This window comes from Streptomyces sp. NPDC002306 (genome assembly GCF_053593435.1).
In genome coordinates, this window is record NZ_JBSFCK010000022.1 from 12872 (window position 1) to 29578 (window position 16707).

Below are 16707 nucleotides of genomic sequence, written 5' to 3' on the forward strand. Positions count from 1 at the left end.
AGTTCCTCATCGGCGGCCGTCTGTCAGTGGCCGGAGTCACGAATCGATTGTCAGTGGCAGGTGTCACGATCGGGGCATGACGGACGGAACAGATGACAGGGCGGCCGGCGAGACCGCCGACGACACCACCCACGACACCGCTCCGACCTCGGCGGACGTGGACTGGGACGCGGAGGCGGCCACCTTCGACGACGAGCCGGACCACGGCCTGCGCGACCCCCGGGTGCGGGACGCCTGGGCCCGGCGGCTGAGCGCCTGGCTGCCCGGCCGGGCGCAGGACGTGCTCGACCTCGGCTGCGGCACCGGCAGCCTGTCGCTCCTCGCGGCCGAACAGGGACACCGCGTGACCGGAGTCGACCGGTCCGCGGCCATGGTCGCTCACGCCCGCGAGAAGCTCGCCGGGCGGGACGCCGTGTTCCTCGTCGGTGACGCGGTGGCACCACCGGTCGGCGAGCAGCGCTTCGACGCCGTGCTCGTCCGGCACCTGCTGTGGACGCTGCCCGACCCCGGCCGGGCCCTGCGTCACTGGCGGGACCTGCTGCGCCCCGGAGGCCGGCTCGTGCTGGTCGAGGGCGTCTGGGGCACGCTCACACCGGTCGGTGTGCCCGCCTCCCGGCTCATGGCCCTCGTGACCCCGCTGGCCGGCGAGGTGCGCCTGGAGCGCCTGTCGGACGACGCGCCACTCTGGGGAAAGGACGTGACGGACGAGCGGTACGCGCTGGTGGCGACGACCTGAGCCGATCACCCCAGGGCGTGTCTCGCCCTAGCCGAGCAGTTCGTCGAAGCCGCCCTCGCGGGCCAGCCGCTCCAGGTGGTCGAGGGCGGCCACGGCGGCGGACGCGGCCTCCGGGTCCCGCCGGGCGAGGCCGCTCTCCTCGAACTCGTCCTCGTCCAGCCGTCGTACGTCACCGCCGTCGGCGGAGCGCCACAGGTCCAGGTCGAGGTCCTCCACGACGAGTTCGGTGCCGGAGAACACCGCGGGGCGGGCGATGTCGCAGTACCAGCCCTTGAGCGTGCCCGAGGAGTCACGCACCTCCATCACCGCGTACCACCGGTCCCGCCAGTAGTACTCCGTGAAGACGTCGCCCGGCTCGAAGCGCACGAAGCCGAAGTCGCGGACGGTCCCGCCCGCGAAGGGCGCGCGCACGACGATCCGGGTGCCGTCGTCCCGGAGCAGCTCCGCGGGGTAACGGATCTTCGTCCGGCCCGCCTTGACCAGGACGACGTCGACCGGGCGGCCCGGGTCAGCCGAGTTCGCGGACATACCGCACCTCCGACGCGCAGATCTCGTAACCGAACCACTTGTTGACGGCGAGCATCGGGCCGTTCGCGTCGTCGTTGCCGGTGAACGCCTCGGTGCAGCCGGCCGCGCGGGCGCGGTGCAGGGAGGCGTTCTTGGCGAGCTTGGCGAGGCCCCGGCCACGGAACGCGCGGGCGGTGCCGGTCATGGCGGTGGAATAGCGGCCGGCTCCGTCGGTGTGGGCCACGCTGAACGCGGCGGGGCGGCCGTCGACGACCACGACGCTGGTCAGGTCGCGGTCGAGGAGCGGGTGTTCCCAGTTCTCCTCGACCCAGGCCGCGTAGTCCGTGAACTCGGTGCCGATGTCGCTCGGTTCGTCCGAGGCCGTCTCCGCGTCCAGGTCGAACAGGGGACGCGGGTCGTCCGCGAAGTCGGCGGCCGTGCGCAGTTCGACGCCGGGCGGCGGGTCCTGGAGCGGCGGCAGCACGCCGTTCGCCAGATCCAGGCGGAGGAAGTGCGCGCCGCGGCCGGGGCGGTAGCCGTGCCGCTCGGCGAAGGCGCGGTGGGCCGGTTCGTCGAGGACCCAGGCGAACAGCCGGGTCGCTCCCCGGCCCGCCAGGTACTCCTCGGCGGTGCGGACGAGGAGCCCGCCCGCGCCGCGGCGCATCCGGCCCGGGCGTACATAGACGTTGAGGTAGCCCTGGCCCGGCTCCGGGCTCTCCTGCGCCAGGCCGAGCTGGGCCGTGCCGATCACCTCGCCGTCCTGCTCGGCGACGAGACAGCGGTAGTGGGCGTCCGGGTGGGTGTGCAGGAGTCGGTGGCGGACGGCGTCCGGGGTCCACAGCACGAACGGAAGGGCCAGGTGGCGGACATGGGCGAAGGCCTCGAGATCCGGGCGGACATCGGGACGCAGCTCGCGCACGATCACAGTCATGCCGCCGCACGCTACGGGGGGCCGCCGCCGGGACGCCTCTCATTTTCGGGCGCGGCGGCGGCGGGTGCGGGACAATCGTCCCGTGACCTTGAAGATCGACATCGATGACGGCGCTCCGCCGTACGAGCAGGTACGGACGCAGATCTCCACGCAGGCGCGGTCGGGGGTGCTGCCGGTGGGCTACCGGCTGCCGACCGTGCGCGGGCTGGCCGAGTCGCTGGGCCTCGCGGTGAACACGGTGGCCAAGGCGTACCGGGCGCTGGAGGCGGACGGCGTGATCGAGACGCGGGGGCGCAACGGCACGTATGTCGCGGCCGCCGGGGCGGCCGCGGAACGGGAGCTGGCGGCTGCCGCGCAGACGTACGTGGAGCGGGCCCGGCGCCTCGGGCTCACGGAGGCGGACGCGCTGGCGGCGGTCCGGGACGCCCTGCGGGCGGCCTACGACGCATGACGACCAGCGGCTCGGCGGGTCAGTGGCTCGCCGGCACAGCCGCGCGGTGGCACGGCGGGGCGCCGGATCCGTGGGTCACGGCTCGGCGGTTCGCTGAGCCGTGGGTGCTCTGCCGCGAGTCCCGTGGGGTGCGCGTCGGGGTGAGCCCCGCCGCGCGCGCTGCCCGGGCGAACACCCCCGCGTCCGCGACGGCCGCTAGAGGTAGAGCCCTCCCTCGTCCGCCCCGCCCCGCGGCTCCGGCACCGACGCCGGTGACGTCCCCCGGCGCAGCGCGTACAGCTCCGCCAGCGTCGCCCCCTCCCGGCCGACCCCTTCCTCCGCGCCCAGCCAGTCCACCGCCTCCGCGCGGGTCAGCCTGCCGACCTCGATGCGGGCCAGGCAGCGGCCGGGACGGACGACGGCCGGGTGCAGACGCTCCAGGTCCTCGTTGGTCGTGACGCCGACCAGGACGTTGCGGCCCTGGCCGAGCAGGCCGTCGGTCAGGTTCAGCAGCCGGGACAGGGCCTGACCGGCCGTGTGCTTGGCCTCGCCGCGGATCAGTTCGTCGCAGTCCTCCAGGAGCAGCAGCCGCCAGCGGCCCTTGCCCGCCGAGTCCTCCTCGCCGATCGCGATGTCCATCAGATAGCCGACGTCGCTGAAGAGCCGCTCCGGGTCCAGGACGCAGTCCACCTGACACCAGTCCCGCCAGGAACGGGCCAGCGTGCGCAGCGCCGAGGTCTTGCCGGTGCCGGGCGGCCCGTGCAGCAGGAGCAGCCGGCCGGCGATGTTCTCGGGGGTCGTCTTCATCAGGCGGTCCATCGCGTCGGCCACCGGCGCCGTGTAGTTGGTCCGCACCTCGTCCCACGTGCCCGCCGAGATCTGCCGGGTGGTGCGGTGCGGTCCGCGTCTGGGGGACACGTACCAGAAGCCCATCGTGACGTTCTCCGGCTGGGGTTCCGGCTCGTCCGTCGCGCCGTCCGTCGCCTGGTCAAGGACCTTCGCCGCGAGCTCGGCGCTGGTCGCCGTGACCGTGACGTCGGCGCCCCGGCTCCAGCGGGAGACGAGGAGCGTCCAGCCGTCGCCCTCGGCCAGGGTCGCGCTGCGGTCGTCGTCGCGGGCGATGCGCAGCACCCGGGCGTCCGGCGGCAGCAGGGACGCCCCGGACCGTACGCGGTCGATGTTCGACGCGTGCGAGAACGGCTGCTCGCCCGTCGCGAAGCGGCCGAGGAACAGCGCGTCGACGACATCGGACGGGGAGTCGGAGTCGTCGACGTTGAGCCGGATCGGCAGCGCGTCGTGCGGGTTCGCGGACATGTCGCCATGATCTGTCACGAGGGCGCCCGGTGCACCCGGTTTCCGCGGTGCGCGCGAAGTGTCGGCCGTGTTCCCCACTTCCGGTGTATCGCTGTTCCCCCACTTCCGGCGCGTCCCCTCCGCGCGCCTCGCCGGTCCCGCCCCCTCCGTTTCCGCGTTCTCCTCCTGTTACGAGGCTGTGCGTTCACGACACCTGCCCGAACGGCCGTACGCGCCGTTACTGTTGCCCTTGATGGGACGTCATGGGTGGAATTCGGGGGCACTGCGGTGGCGGCTCACCGCGCTGCTCGGCGTGGGCGTGGCCGCACTCGCTCTGATCGTGACCCTGATCAACACGCTGCCCGGGGGCGGTGGCAGCACCGTGGGCACCACGCCCGACGGCGACAAGGTGCACGGCACCCCCGTCGGCCCGACGGGCGCGGCGGAACCCGACGTGGGCTGGGGCTTCACGCACACCCAGTTCAGCGCCGACCAGGGCGGCGCCGCCGCCACCCGGCGGGTCGAGGGGCTGCTGTCCAAGGACGGGGGCCTGCCGCAGAACCAGGCCATCATGGGCTGGGGCGCCGACAACCCGGAGCCGGTCAAGGGGCGTTACGACTTCGCGGCGCTGGACCGGCGGGTCGACTTCGTCCGCGCGTCGGGCGGCACCCCGGTCATCACCCTGTGCTGCTCACCGGACTGGATGAAGGGCGGCAAGGCCGGCGCCGACAGCACCGACTGGAGCCAGTCCGCCCTGGAGACGGCCCCCCGGCCGAAGCACTACGCCGACTTCGCCGCGCTCGCCGCGACCGTCGCCAAGCGCTACCCCGACGTACGTCACTTCATCGTCTGGAACGAGTTCAAGGGCTTCTGGAACGACGCCGAGGGCCGCTGGGACTACGAGGGGTACACCCGCATGTACAACCTCGTCCACCAGGCCCTGAAGAAGGTCGACAAGGACATCATGGTCGGCGGCCCGTACCTGGTGATGGACAGTGTGGACCCGCGCGCGGAAGAGGCCTCGACGACCTTCAAGGGGCCGTGGGGCGCCATGGACCAGCGTGTCCTGGACGCCTTCGGCTACTGGAACGAGCACAAGGCCGGCGCGGACTTCGTCGTCGTCGACGGCTCCAGCTACACCAAGGACGACGAACTGCTGCCCGACGAGTTCGGCGCCACCGAGAAGCTGACCGCCGTCGGCCAGTGGGTACGGCGGCAGACCGGTGACCTGCCGCTGTGGTGGGCGGAGTACTACGTCGAGCCCGCGGACGGCAACGACGAGCGCAAGGGCTGGTCCGAGACCCGCCGGGTCGCCGTGCAGGCCGCCGGAATGATCGCGATGGCCAAGGGCGGCGCCTCCTCCGGCTTCTACTGGAATCCGGAGAAGGAGAAGGGCACCGCCTGCCCGGGCTGCCTGTGGCGGCCGACGCAGACGTCGGGCGGCGGCGGGAAGATGCCCATGTACGACCTGATCTCGCGGTTCGGCGCGGCCTTCGGGCCCGGCACGAGGTACGCGACGGTGCCCGTCGCCCCGGACGACGTGTCCAACGTCCGGGTCCTCGCCACCGACCGGGCCGTCCTGGTGGTCAACACCCTCGACCGGCCGATCAGCGCGCGGGTCGACGGCAGACGGTTCGCGATGCGGGCGTACGAGGTGAAGTGGCTCGACCGCTGAGCCGCCGCACCCCGTTCGCCGCTCACTTCATCGTCAGGAACCGTTGCACCAGCGCGGCGAACAGCACCGCCAGCAGCGGCAGCGCGAACCAGAATCCGCTCTGCAACCAGCGTTGCTGCCGCACGCTGGGCCGCATCGCGACCCTGGCCACCTCGCGCGCGCTCAGCAGCACGATCAGCGCGAGGGCAGCCAGCGCGCCGACCACCGACCAGGGCGTCCAGGTGATCTGCGGGCCGATCGGACCCGGTTCGGCCTTGGGCACCGCGCCCGTGGGCCGCTCGCGCAGCGCGTACAGGGTCACGTCGTCGTTGACGAGGACCTTCGTCAGCTCCGGCCGCCGGTCCAGGTTCTCCAGCAGCCGGGGTTCCCAGGTCGCCGAGTAGCCCACGTCCAGTTCGAGGTAGACCACCTGGCTGCGGTTGACCATCAGATACGACTGGGGGCCCGCGTCCTTCAGCGCCTTGACCAGGCCCGACACCAGGACCGGGTCACTGGGCGCCAGGGTCGGCACGTACTGCACCTTCTCCATGTCCCGCGCGCCCCACGGCATCGCCGGGGTCACGTTGTTCACGGTGTCATCGCTCAGCCACAGCAGCCGTACGGTCGGATCGTCATGGGCGTAGACGTACTCCATGGCGGTGACCTCGCCGGGCCGGATCCGCTCGAACGGCTCGTTGCCCCAACGGGCCACCAGGAAGCCGCCCATGAGGACCAGGCCCGCCATGAGCGCGGCCAGCGGGGCGAGGCTCACCCGGTCCCTGTCGCGCTCCTCGGCGGTGATCCCGGTACGCGGGAACAGTGCGAGGGCCGCGAGCAGGGCGGCGCCCGGCAGGGCGAACATGAAGACGCGCAGCGCCATCTCGCCGCCGTACGACTGCATGCCGAAGCCCAGGAACGGGACGAAGGTGAGGACGAGCAGCGACACCTCGCGGTACCTGTGCTCGCGCCGCCGCCACCAGCCCCAGCAGGCGAACGCCATCAGCCCGCCGGCCAGCAGCACCCTGGTGTAGAGCACCAGTTTGTGGGTCGAACTGCCGCCCTGGATACGGCCGGAGACGGACGTGCTGACGTTGCTGCCGACGCCGCCGACCCCGCCGAACAGGTCGTCGAAGTGGCCGGACCAGTACGGCTCCGCCATGAAGCCGACCCAGCTCGCCACGATCACGGCGAACAGCAGCGGCAGTCCGCGCAGTTCGCAGCGGCCGAGGACGACCAGGACCGCCAGCACGCCCAGCATCACGAAGGGGGTGAGCTGGTGAGCCGGGACGGTGGCCGCGAACAGGCCGACCAGCACCCCCAGGAGCACGGCCCGCTGACGCCGGTTCGTCGGCTCGACCTCCGCCTCGCCGGGCCGCCGCTTCGTCCAGAGCACGCGCGGGGCGCGGAACCAGACCAGCAGGATCGCCACGAAGGCCAGGTAGAGGAGGTAGGTGAAGCCCTGCGGGGAGAAGTAGTCCTGGCCGACCCAGCCGCTGAGCACGAAGATCCAGATGCCGGTCCACTTCGCCCGCCAGCTCGCCCGTATCGAGCGCACCAGCAGGAACATCGGGGCCAGGTAGAGGAGCTGGACGGCCAGGGGCCACCAGCGGATCAGTTCGGTGAAGTCGGTGACCCCGCAGGCCTTGAGCACGAACGTGGCCGCCGCGAAGAAGCCGGGCCAGCTCCAGCGCGCGTCCAGGTCGGGCACGGCCGAACCGGTCCGGTCGATGTAGTCGAGGAAACCGAGGTGCTGCCAGGCGGTCGCGAACCTCGGCTCGGCCTCGATGACGGCGGGCAGCGCGTGCAGCGAGACGACCGTCGCCAGCAGCGTGACCAGCAGCAGTCCCTTGTGCTCGCGGCCCAGCCAGAGCAGCGAGGCGAAGACCGCGATCAGCAGCGCGGCGCCGACCAGCGTCGGCAGCGGCAGCACCGAGACCAGCCCGAGCCCGCCCATCCCGTCGAGGTCGGCCTCGCCGAGACGCAGCGCGGGCACCCAGTACAGCAGCAGCGCGGCGATCAGCAGACAGCCGAGGACCAGACCGGGGCGGGTCGGCAGCAGCCGCTCGCGCCAGGACGTCGGCCCGACGGGCCCGCGTACGGGCGGTTCCTCGGACGCGGGCGGATCCTCCCGTACGGGATCGTCCCCGGACGGGTCCTGCCGTACGAGGGACTCCCGCGCCTCTCCGTCCCGCTCCCGGGCCGTGTCGAGTTCCCGGTCCCGTGCGCCGAGGCCGGTGCCGAACTCGGCCCCGAAGGGGGCGTCGACCTCCGCCTCGTCGCGGCGCGCGGCGTCGGCCGGGCCGAGCGACGCCTCCGACCCCGGCTGCCGCTCCGGCTCCCGGGCCGGGCGCGGGTCGGCGTCGACGACGGGGGTGCCGGTGGGCGGGGTGCCAGGACCGGGCCGGACGTCCGGCCGGCGTTCCTGGTGGTCGAAGTCGACGTGGATGCCGAGGGCGAGGGTGTCGGAGTCCAGCGCCCAGGCGGGCCCCCGCCTGCGGGGCGCGGCGCCCGGGGCGGGGACCTCACGCGCCCCCAGGTCGGCGAGGTCGCCGTCGGGGGCCGCGGTCTCGGCGGCCGCGGCCGGCACGGCCCTGACCGTCCGGTACAGCCGCGGCGCGGCGAGCGTCACGATCACCGCGAGGCTGGAGATCTCGGCGACGCCCGCGCCGACCAGGCCCATGCGCGGCAGGAGCAGCAGCGTCAGGCCGAGCACCAGTACGCACAGCAGGCCTTGCAGCCAGGCGAGTCCGCCGGTGCGGCTCTGGGCGCGCAGGACCGCGAAGTACGTCTCCATCACGACCCGCAGTACCGCGCCGACGGCGAACCAGCGCAGCAGCGGCGTGGCCGCGTCCGCGTAGCCCGAGCCGAAGACGCCCAGGATCCAGGGCGCGCCGACGAACAGCACCCCGCAGACCGGCAGCATGATCCGGGACATCCGCTTCAGCGCGGCCCGGGTGTTGGCGGCCAGCCGGGCCGGGTCGTGCGAGCCCTCGACGGTCAGCGAGGCGCCCATGTTGATGGCGAGCAGGTTGACCGTGCCGCCTATGGTCGTGGTGATGTAGAAGTACGCGTTGTCCTCGGAGCTGACCTGCGAGGCGATGATCACCGGGACGAGGTAGACCACGGCGAGGGAGAACAGCGAACCGGTGTAGTCCCCGGCCAGGAACCGTCCGATCTCCTTCAGGGTCGGCGGCTTCGCCTGGTCCTCGGTCGCCTTGACGTGCCGCGGCACCAGCCGGCGGAACACCAGCCAGCCCAGCGGCACCACGGAGGTGGCGATCGCGGCGACCCAGGACACGAAGACGCCCGTGGCGGGGATCGCCACCGCGAACGCGACCAGCAGCCCCAGCTTGACGGCCGAGAACACGGTGTTGCCGACCGGCACCCACAGCGCCCTGCGCAGTCCCGTCAGCACCCCGTCCTGGAGCGTGAGCAGGTTCCAGGCGACGACCGCCACGACGAAGCCGAGCCCGCTGACCGGCCCGTGCAGGAACCGGTACGACGGCCCCCACACGCCCAGGGTCAGCAGGAAGACGCCCGCGGCCACCGCCACGATCGCCGAACTTCCCGCGTACGTACGGAAGATGAGGCGACCGGTGGCCCGTCCGGCGACCGGTATGAAGCGGGCCAGCGCGCCCGTCAGGGTCACCGCGGTCAGACCCGCGAGCAGCTTCATCGCGGCGATCGCGGCCGATCCCTGGCCGACCGCCGACTCGGAGTAGTACCGGGCGGCGGCCAGCCAGAAGCCGAGGCCGAGCACCGCGGAGATGCCGGTGTTGAGCATCAGGGCGTAGGCGTTGCGGAACAGTTGGTTGCCGCCGCCGGCGGACCGGCCCAGGCCGGGCAGGCGCAGCCGGCGCGGCGTCCGCTCGGGTGCCTCGGTCACGGTCGAAGCGTCCTGCGCTGTGGTCGTCGTGTCAGACACGGGAACGGCCGGCCTTCCGACGGATCTGTCGGGCTCTGCGGACCATCGCGTACCCCTTGGTCAGGGCACGGTCCCTGGCGAAGTCCCGGGTGATCGAGCGGCCCTGGACGAGCCGCTCGAACTCCTCGATCCCGGTGCTCCGGCGCACGGTGACGCGTCGCAGGGCGTACGGTCCCTGGCGGCGGCGGGCGAGAGCGTTGCCGACGGCGAGCGCCTGGGCGAAGCCGTGCGCGCGCACCGCCTGCCGCACCCGGCGGCTGGAGTAGCCGTAGGGATAGGCGAACGACACCGGCGGGGACCCCAGTTCGTCGGCGACGATGTCCCGGCAGCGGGTCAGCTCGTGCCGCAGCGGACCGTCGTCGAGCTGGTCGAGCTGCGGATGGCTGTGGCTGTGGCCGCCGATCTCGACCTCCCCCGCCGCGAGATCGCGCACCTGGTCCCAGTCGAGCATGGTGTCCAGGCCGCCGCCGGTGTCGTACGCGCCCCGGATCCACCCGGTCGACACGAACAGCGTGCCCGCGAAACCGTGTTTGACGAGGACCGGCAGGGCGTGCCGGTGCACGCCCTCGTAGCCGTCGTCGAAGGTGATCAGGACCGGGCGCGCGGGCAGCGGCCGGCCCGACCGCCAGCGGGCCGCCAGGTCGGCCGTGGTGAGCGGGGTCAGGCCCAGATCGCCGACCAGGGCCATCTGTTCGGCGAACGCCTCGGGGGCGACCGACAGGGTCCGGGTGGCGTCGTTGGGGTCGGCCGCGACCGCGTGGTACATGAGGATCGGCACGGTGGGCTCAGTCATGTGCTTCCTCCGTGCTCCGCCGGCTCGCCCGGCCGTCCTGGGGCGCCTCGATCCGTACCACCGAGAAGGTGGCCCCGCCCCCGCGTGTCCGGGCACGGCCCACGACATACCCGCCGGCCGCCGTGAGTACGCCCGCGACGATCGCCCCGGCCCGGCCCGCGCCGCCCGGCCGGCCCAGCAGCGCGTCGCGCAGACCGCGGGCCACACCCGTCGGCAACACGCGGGTGGCGTACCGGCGTTCGGACTCAAGACCCTTGCCGGCGCCGACGCTGCGGGCCACCAGCGCCTTGGACAGACCCTCCGCGTAGGCGCGCGTGCGGAAGTACCCGAAGTGCTCGCGCGCCTCGGGCACCCGGTGGTGGATCACGGCGCGGTCGTCGATGAGCAGCACCGCGTCGGGTCTGGCCCGGGTGAGCCGGATGCACAGTTCCGTCTCCTCGCAGCCCAGCGGGCGGCGGTCGCCGTCCCGGCCGATGCCGGTGGCGAATCCGCCCGCCGCGTCGAACGCCGTACGACGGAACGAGGCGTTGCCGCCCAGGACGTTGCGCACCCGGACCCGGCCCGGGGGCAGGCCCCGGTACGTGCAGCCCACCACCCAGTCGAACTCCTCCGGGAACCAGGCGGGCCTGCGCCCCGAGGCCCAGATCGGCACCGTGCGGCCGCCGACCGCCATCACGCGCGGGTCGGCGTACCCCTCGGCGAAACGGCGCAGCCAGTCCCGCTCGGCCACGGCGTCGTCGTCGAGGAAGGCGACGACCTCGCCGCGTGAGGCGGCGATGCCGGTGTTGCGGCCCGCGGACAGTCCGCGGGGACCGGCGTTGGCGAGGACCAGCACCTGGTCAGCTTCCTTGTACTCCTTGGTCAGGCGGTCCAGGAGCGCCGCGTTGTGGTCGACGACCAGCAGCGTCTGAAGGGCCGGACGGGACTGCGCGCGCACGGAGGCGACCGCCGCGAGGATGTCCTCCCAGCGGTCCTCCGTGTACACGCAGATCACGACGGAGATGTCGGGACCGCTCAAGACACCTCTCCCCGGCCCGAGTCGAGCATGGGGGAGTGGTGCGCCTGGCGGCGCAGTTCACGCCGGTTCGAGCGCTCGCCGAGGATCACCTTGAGCACCCGTAACCCGTCCCGCACGGCCCGCAGATTGCTCGCGCCGTGGATGCGGAGGTACTCGTGGCTCGGGATCTCCTGCACCTTCAGCCCGGCCTTGACCACCCGGATGTTCATCAGCGTCTCGACCTCGAAGCCGGTGCAGTCGAGGTCGATCTTGTCCAGGCAGTGCCGCCAGAACGCGTTGTACCCGTAGCACAGGTCGGTGTAGCGGGCGCCGAACTTGCGGTTGACGACCGTGCACAGCGCCCAGTTGCCGAGCTTGCGGATGAAGGTCATGTCGTCGGTGCCGCCGCCGTTGGCGAAGCGGGAACCCTTGGCGAAGTCCGCGCCCGAGACGAGGGCGGAGACGTACGACACGATCTCGTTGCCGTCGGCCGAGCCGTCCGCGTCGACCATCACGATGATGTCGCCGGTGCACGCCTCGAACCCGGTGATCAGGGCATCCCCCTTGCCCTTGCCGTCCTGTGCGACGACCCGGACGCCGGGCCACAGATCGCGGGCGACCTCGACGGTGGCGTCGGTGGAGTTGCCGTCCACCAGGACCACTTCGTGGATCCAGTCCGGAAGGGTCTTGAAGACGTACGGAAGGTTCTCCGCCTCGTTCATGGCGGGTATCACCACGCTCACCGGTGGAGCGATGGCCAAATGAGTGGAGATCGGCCGGTAGTGACCGGCCGTCGTCGGATCCTGGCCCGAAGTGGCCGGGCGCAGAACTGAGCTCATGATTCTGGTCCCTCTCGTCCGGTGGACCGCCCGCCCCTGGGCGGCCCGGCTATGTGTCCGGTTCGAAAGGGGGGTTTCTCCTCCACGGCACGGCGAAATGGCTCTCCGTGCACGCGGATGAGCTGGCAAAGCTGGCCGGCCCGCCGGATGACGACGGCCGGTCGCGCGGCACGACTCGGCGACAAGTGCGCCCACCGAGCACGGCACCCCCCTACCGCGCCCCGCGCCGGTACGCCGTGGCCCTGTGGTCCCTCCCCTGAGCCGTGTGCCGACGGACCGATGCGAGTGAGATGTACGACGGTATTGACGATTGAACCTGTATGGCAAGAGCTGGAACGAGTCTCACCTTTTTGTTGGTTTGGCCGTTACACAACTTTGTGCGGTGTTGCTCACCTACTCGAACGGAAATGACCCACCCGTTTGAGCAGGCGGTCCGCCGGTTCGAACAGTTCCGGACGGGCCAGTACCGCGTTGCGCAGCGCCCGGACCGGGGCACGGCGTGCCCGGTGTCCGACCGCCACCGGGTGACGACGTGTCACCCACCCTTCGGACACGCTGAGTTCGCGGGTCTTGAGGGAGTCCTTGTATCCCTTCTGGCCCCGTCCCAGATCGAGGTACGCGATGCCGTCGGCGGCGGCCGCCTCGGCCATGCGCAGATGCAGGATCAGGCCCGGGGAGTACTTCGCGTACGCCGGGTCGTACGCCGGGAACCAGCAGGCCAGTACGCGTTCGGTGCGCAGTCCGAAGTGCGCGGCGACCGGCCTGCCGTCCGCGTACAGCACCGACAGGATGCCGGCGAACGACTCGGAGCGGCTGTGGAACAGCTGCCGCACGAGCCGGCTGATCCACTCGTGCGCGAAGCGGTCGCTGCGCCCGGTGCGCCGGTACTGCGCGGACTTCCACGCCATCAGGGCGTGCAGCGCGGCCGGATCGCGCTCGTCATGGACGTACCGCACGTCCTTGGCGTCCCGGCCGAGCCTGCGGTCCTTGGCGAGCGTGGTGCGGGCGAACTTCGGCGACCGGGCGCGCAGCCCGTCCAGATAGGTCTCGTAGCCCTGGTCGACGTCCATGACCGGGGACGGGAAGGTGCCGGAGGCTCCCGCCTCGAACGGCCGCTGGCCTTCCACCAGATGGTCGAACTCCCACAACGCCAGCCCGCAGGCGCGTAACAGGTCGCGGGCGTCCCAGCCGAACCCGGGCCGGTGCACCAGACCCTGGGCGTCGGAGACGCCGAGGCCGACGGCTCTGCCGACACCGGCGGCCGATCTCTGGAAGGGGAAGTACGCGGCCGGCTCCCCGTCCTCCAGGACGACCGCGATCCGCACGCCGCGTCTGACCCGGCCCGTCGCGAGCGTGAACTCGGGCGACAGGAACGGATTCGCGAGAGCGGGAGTGTCGTGCAGATGGGCCTTGGACTGCATCGCCGTCCACGCCGCCCGGTGGGCGGCGCTCAGCTCGCCCGGGCGGTACACGCTGATGTCCACGTCAGGAACCCTGTCTTCTCGCCGTACGGCCGAACCGTCGCCGCACCGGAACCAGCAGGAGAGTCAGGGCGCTGAACACGGTGACCGCCGTGATCCCGCCGGCCACCGACCAGCGGTGCACCGCGAGCATGCCCTGGGCCACCAGCATGTCCAGAGCGATCGCGCCCGCGACCGAGGCGAGCACGCGACCGAATGGGTCCAGCCCCCGCAGGGCGGCCGCGATGGCGGACGCCGGGGCCACGAGCAGGAAGAACAGGGCGAACGGGCCGCGCAGGGCCGAGTCGGAGCCGGTGAGCGCGAGCAGCGCGCCGATCGCCCCGACTGCCGTGGCGGCGCCCGCGAGCAGCGGCGACAGGTCCCTCCCCGGTCCTGGCCGTGACTGTTCGGTGCCCTCCGTCGAAGCTGTCGAAGCTGTCTGGATACCTATGTTCTGCATGGGCGACTTTGCCCCCCGAAGTGCCGGATGCCGGGCTTCAATGTCGCGCAGCCCCAAGGGGGCCGTCAAGGTGCGCAACTCGGGCGCCGCGGATGCCGTCCGGGACGGGGAGGCCGGTACGCCCGGGGTGCCGGGTGTCCCCGGGGCCCAGAAATCTTGGCATGGACACTTCCTGTCAACACGCGTAGTTGCTACGAAAGTTGAAGCAGAGATCCTGCTAAAGGGAGGTTCCATGAGACGTTCCCGAATCACGGCATTCGTCAGCTCACTCCTCCTCGCCGGCGGTATCGCCCTCACCGGGACAGGTATGGCGCAGGCGTCCGACAACGCCGCCGCCACCGGCTACGTGGCCCTCGGCGACTCCTATTCCTCCGGGGTCGGCGCCGGCAGTTACATCAGCTCCAGCGGCGACTGCGACCGCAGCACGAAGGCGTACCCCTACCTCTGGAACGCCGCTCACGCCCCGTCGTCGTTCACCTTCGCCGCCTGCTCGGGTGCCCGAACGGATGATGTTCTGGCGAGTCAGCTCGGCGGGCTCAACGCCTCCACCGGCCTCGTCTCGATCACCATCGGCGGCAACGACGCCGGTTTCGCCGACGTCATGACGACCTGTGTGCTCTCCTCGGACAGCGGCTGCGTCTCCCGCATCAACACCGCCAAGGCCTACGTCGACTCGACGCTGCCCGGCAAACTCGACACCGTCTACAACGCGATCAGCGCGAACGCCCCCAACGCCCACGTGGTCGTGATCGGCTACCCCCGCTTCTACAAGATCGGCGCCACCTGCATCGGCCTCTCCGACACCAAGCGCGCCGCGATCAACGGCGCGGCCGACTATCTCGACGCGGCCGTCGCGCGACGCGCCGCCGCCCACGGCTTCACGTTCGGCGACGTCCGCTCGACGTTCACCGGCCACGAGATCTGCTCCGGCAGTTCCTGGCTGCACAGCCTCAACTGGCTGGACATCGGTGTGTCCTACCACCCGACCGCGGCCGGGCACTCGGGCGGCTACCTGCCGGTCCTGACGAACGCGGCCTGAACTCTCACGGAGTCGCGCTGAGAGAGGGGGAGACCTCGCCCGACGGGGTCTCCTTCACGCACGTCACCGAGAACGGCACCGCGTCGGACGTCACGTGCACCGGATCGCGCACCTCCACACCGATCTCGTTCGTGAACGTGCCGGTCTGCGAGTACGTCGTCACGATCACCTTGTCCTGCCGGGACCGCCCGCCGCCCGCGGCGAACGACAGCGTCTTCCAGCCCGGGTCCGAGACCTGGCCGTTCTTCGACACCCAGCGGTACGTGACCTCGGCCGGCAGCCTGCCCACACTGATCGTCGCCGTGAACGCGGGCGCGTCCGCGTCCGGCGGCGGACAACCGCCCTCGTAGTGCGTGTGCGCGCCCGTGAGCGTGACGTCGACCGTCTGCGCCGGGGCGTGCGTCGTGGGACTGCCGCTGTGGGCCGACGAGGACGGTGTGCCGTCCGGGGAGCTCCGCTCGCTCGCGGAGGGCGAGATCCCGCCGCCGCTCTCGGTGGTGACGCTGCCGCCCCCTTTGTTCCCCTTGTCGTCGTCGCCGTTCAGCAGCGCGTACGTCAGTCCGGCGATGGCCAGCGCGAGAGCGGCCAGCCCGGCGATCAGCACCACGGCGGCACGGCGGTTGCCGGCCGGCCGGACCGCGGTGGCCGTCGCGCCGGAGACGGGCTCCGGCGTGGTCGCCGGGCCGGGCCACGGTGGCGGCGGCGGTTCCTGGCGCGACCCCTGCGGAGGGCCGGCGACCGTCGGTGGGTACGACGGCGACCGTACGGTGTCCGCGCGCGGGTCGCCCCCCGCGCCGATCAGCCGTAGATCCCGCTCGGCCTGCCCGGCGGACAGCCGCTCGGCCGGGTCCTTGCGCAGCAGCCCCTCGATGACGGGGGCCAGCGGCCCGGCCCGGTACGGCGGCGGCAGTTCGTCCTCGACGATCGCGCGCAGTGTGTTCAGCGGAGTGGCCTGGCGGAAAGGGGAGTTGCCCTCGACCGCCGCGTACAGCAGCACGCCGAGCGACCACAGGTCCGACTCCGGTCCCGGGGTGCGCCCGAGCGCCCGTTCCGGCGGCAGGAACTCGGGCGAGCCGATGACCTCGCCGGTCATGGTCAGCGCGGAGCTGCCCTCGACCATGGCGATACCGAAGTCGGTGAGCACCACCCGGCCGTCGTTCGACAGCAGGACGTTGGCCGGCTTCACGTCCCGGTGCAGCACCCCCGCCTCCTGCGCGGCGCGCAGCGCGGCCAGCACCTCGGCGCCGATCTGCGCGGCGCGCTGCGGGGTGATCGGGCCCTCGGCGTCCAGGAGTTCGGCGAGCGAGACGCCGCGCACCAGCTCCATCACGATCCAGGGCCGGCCGTCCTGCATGGCCACGTCGTACACCGTCACCACGTTGCGGTGGGAGACCCGGGCGGCCGCCCACGCCTCGCGCTCCAGCCGGGCGTACATCCGCTCGACCTCGGACCGCGGCAGACCGGCCGGCGCGCGCACCTCCTTGACGGCGACCTCGCGGTGCAGCACCTCGTCACGGGCCCGCCACACGGTCCCCATGCCGCCCTCGCCGAGTGGCGACAGCAGCCGGTAGCGACCCGCGATCAACCGTTCACTGCCCGGTTCTTCGGACACCGGTGGCCCCCTCCGCATCCAGGCGAATACC

The 16707-nt window shown here is 72.1% G+C and carries 14 protein-coding genes; 4 read left to right on the plus strand and 10 right to left on the minus strand.

From position 1 onward, the window contains the following. Window positions 1-76: 76 nt before the first annotated feature. A complete protein-coding gene (locus tag ACWCQK_RS30455) occupies window positions 77-736 on the plus strand; it encodes a class I SAM-dependent methyltransferase (protein ID WP_451160383.1) in 660 nt (219 codons plus the stop codon). A 27-nt stretch (window positions 737-763) separates the two neighbouring features. Here the strand turns inward: ACWCQK_RS30455 and ACWCQK_RS30460 are convergent, their stop codons facing one another. After that, window positions 764-1264, minus strand: coding sequence for a DUF402 domain-containing protein (locus ACWCQK_RS30460; protein WP_451160385.1), 501 nt, complete (start codon window positions 1262-1264; stop codon window positions 764-766). Beyond that, window positions 1245-2174 carry a GNAT family N-acetyltransferase gene (locus ACWCQK_RS30465; protein ID WP_451160387.1) on the minus strand — a complete coding sequence of 310 codons (930 nt, stop codon included), beginning with the start codon at window positions 2172-2174 and terminating at the stop codon, window positions 1245-1247. The genes ACWCQK_RS30460 and ACWCQK_RS30465 overlap by 20 nt, the downstream gene beginning before the upstream one ends. Before the next feature lie 82 nt (window positions 2175-2256). On the opposite strand from ACWCQK_RS30465, the gene ACWCQK_RS30470 reads away from it, so the two are divergent. After that, the gene (locus tag ACWCQK_RS30470) at window positions 2257-2625 is read left to right on the plus strand and encodes a GntR family transcriptional regulator (protein ID WP_451160389.1); all 369 of its coding nucleotides are present in this window, start codon (window positions 2257-2259) and stop codon (window positions 2623-2625) included. Between the two features lie 195 nt (window positions 2626-2820). On the opposite strand, the gene ACWCQK_RS30475 is transcribed toward ACWCQK_RS30470, so the two are convergent. After that, window positions 2821-3918: a DUF5925 domain-containing protein gene (locus ACWCQK_RS30475; protein WP_451160391.1), complete on the minus strand. Its 1098-nt coding sequence runs from the start codon at window positions 3916-3918 to the stop codon at window positions 2821-2823. A gap of 232 nt (window positions 3919-4150) precedes the next feature. Here ACWCQK_RS30475 and ACWCQK_RS30480 point away from each other — a divergent pair, with 232 nt between their 5' ends. After that, window positions 4151-5572, plus strand: a complete 1422-nt coding sequence (locus ACWCQK_RS30480; protein ID WP_451160393.1) for a GH39 family glycosyl hydrolase — start codon at window positions 4151-4153, stop codon at window positions 5570-5572. Window positions 5573-5594: 22 nt separating this feature from the next. On the opposite strand, the gene ACWCQK_RS30485 is transcribed toward ACWCQK_RS30480, so the two are convergent. From ACWCQK_RS30485 to ACWCQK_RS30510, 6 genes are all read right to left on the minus strand, one after another. Beyond that, window positions 5595-9476, minus strand: a complete 3882-nt coding sequence (locus ACWCQK_RS30485) for a lipopolysaccharide biosynthesis protein (RefSeq protein WP_451160395.1) — start codon at window positions 9474-9476, stop codon at window positions 5595-5597. Then, entirely contained in the window at window positions 9469-10269 is an 801-nt protein-coding gene (locus ACWCQK_RS30490) for a polysaccharide deacetylase family protein (protein WP_451160397.1), read from the minus strand. Before ACWCQK_RS30490 ends, ACWCQK_RS30485 begins: the two co-directional genes overlap by 8 nt. After that, entirely contained in the window at window positions 10262-11287 is a 1026-nt protein-coding gene (locus tag ACWCQK_RS30495; protein WP_451160399.1) for a glycosyltransferase, read from the minus strand. Before ACWCQK_RS30495 ends, ACWCQK_RS30490 begins: the two co-directional genes overlap by 8 nt. Next, a complete protein-coding gene (locus ACWCQK_RS30500) occupies window positions 11284-12105 on the minus strand; it encodes a glycosyltransferase family 2 protein (protein WP_451160401.1) in 822 nt (273 codons plus the stop codon). Before ACWCQK_RS30500 ends, ACWCQK_RS30495 begins: the two co-directional genes overlap by 4 nt. 389 nt (window positions 12106-12494) lie before the next feature. After that, on the minus strand, window positions 12495-13589 hold the full coding sequence (locus ACWCQK_RS30505; protein ID WP_451160403.1) for a GNAT family N-acetyltransferase: 1095 nt from the start codon (window positions 13587-13589) through the stop codon (window positions 12495-12497). Window position 13590: 1 nt separating this feature from the next. After that, window positions 13591-14025, minus strand: a complete 435-nt coding sequence (locus ACWCQK_RS30510) for a hypothetical protein (protein WP_451160405.1) — start codon at window positions 14023-14025, stop codon at window positions 13591-13593. A gap of 232 nt (window positions 14026-14257) precedes the next feature. Between ACWCQK_RS30510 and ACWCQK_RS30515 the strand changes: the two genes are divergently transcribed. Then, the gene (locus ACWCQK_RS30515) at window positions 14258-15064 is read left to right on the plus strand and encodes an SGNH/GDSL hydrolase family protein (protein ID WP_451160407.1); all 807 of its coding nucleotides are present in this window, start codon (window positions 14258-14260) and stop codon (window positions 15062-15064) included. Window positions 15065-15068: 4 nt separating this feature from the next. Here ACWCQK_RS30515 and ACWCQK_RS30520 read toward each other — a convergent pair whose 3' ends face one another. Further along, window positions 15069-16676 (minus strand): serine/threonine-protein kinase, encoded by a 1608-nt coding sequence (locus ACWCQK_RS30520; protein WP_451160409.1) that lies wholly within the window; start codon window positions 16674-16676, stop codon window positions 15069-15071. Window positions 16677-16707 lie beyond the last annotated feature (31 nt).

Coding starts and splice junctions, on each gene's coding strand:
- ACWCQK_RS30455 (WP_451160383.1), top strand. CDS start 77: ATGACGGACGGAACAGATGACAGGGCGGCCGGCGAGACCGCCGACGAC.
- ACWCQK_RS30460 (WP_451160385.1), bottom strand. CDS start 1,264: ATGTCCGCGAACTCGGCTGACCCGGGCCGCCCGGTCGACGTCGTCCTG.
- ACWCQK_RS30465 (WP_451160387.1), bottom strand. CDS start 2,174: ATGACTGTGATCGTGCGCGAGCTGCGTCCCGATGTCCGCCCGGATCTC.
- ACWCQK_RS30475 (WP_451160391.1), bottom strand. CDS start 3,918: ATGTCCGCGAACCCGCACGACGCGCTGCCGATCCGGCTCAACGTCGAC.
- ACWCQK_RS30480 (WP_451160393.1), top strand. CDS start 4,151: ATGGGACGTCATGGGTGGAATTCGGGGGCACTGCGGTGGCGGCTCACC.
- ACWCQK_RS30490 (WP_451160397.1), bottom strand. CDS start 10,269: ATGACTGAGCCCACCGTGCCGATCCTCATGTACCACGCGGTCGCGGCC.
- ACWCQK_RS30500 (WP_451160401.1), bottom strand. CDS start 12,105: ATGAGCTCAGTTCTGCGCCCGGCCACTTCGGGCCAGGATCCGACGACG.
- ACWCQK_RS30510 (WP_451160405.1), bottom strand. CDS start 14,025: ATGCAGAACATAGGTATCCAGACAGCTTCGACAGCTTCGACGGAGGGC.
- ACWCQK_RS30515 (WP_451160407.1), top strand. CDS start 14,258: ATGAGACGTTCCCGAATCACGGCATTCGTCAGCTCACTCCTCCTCGCC.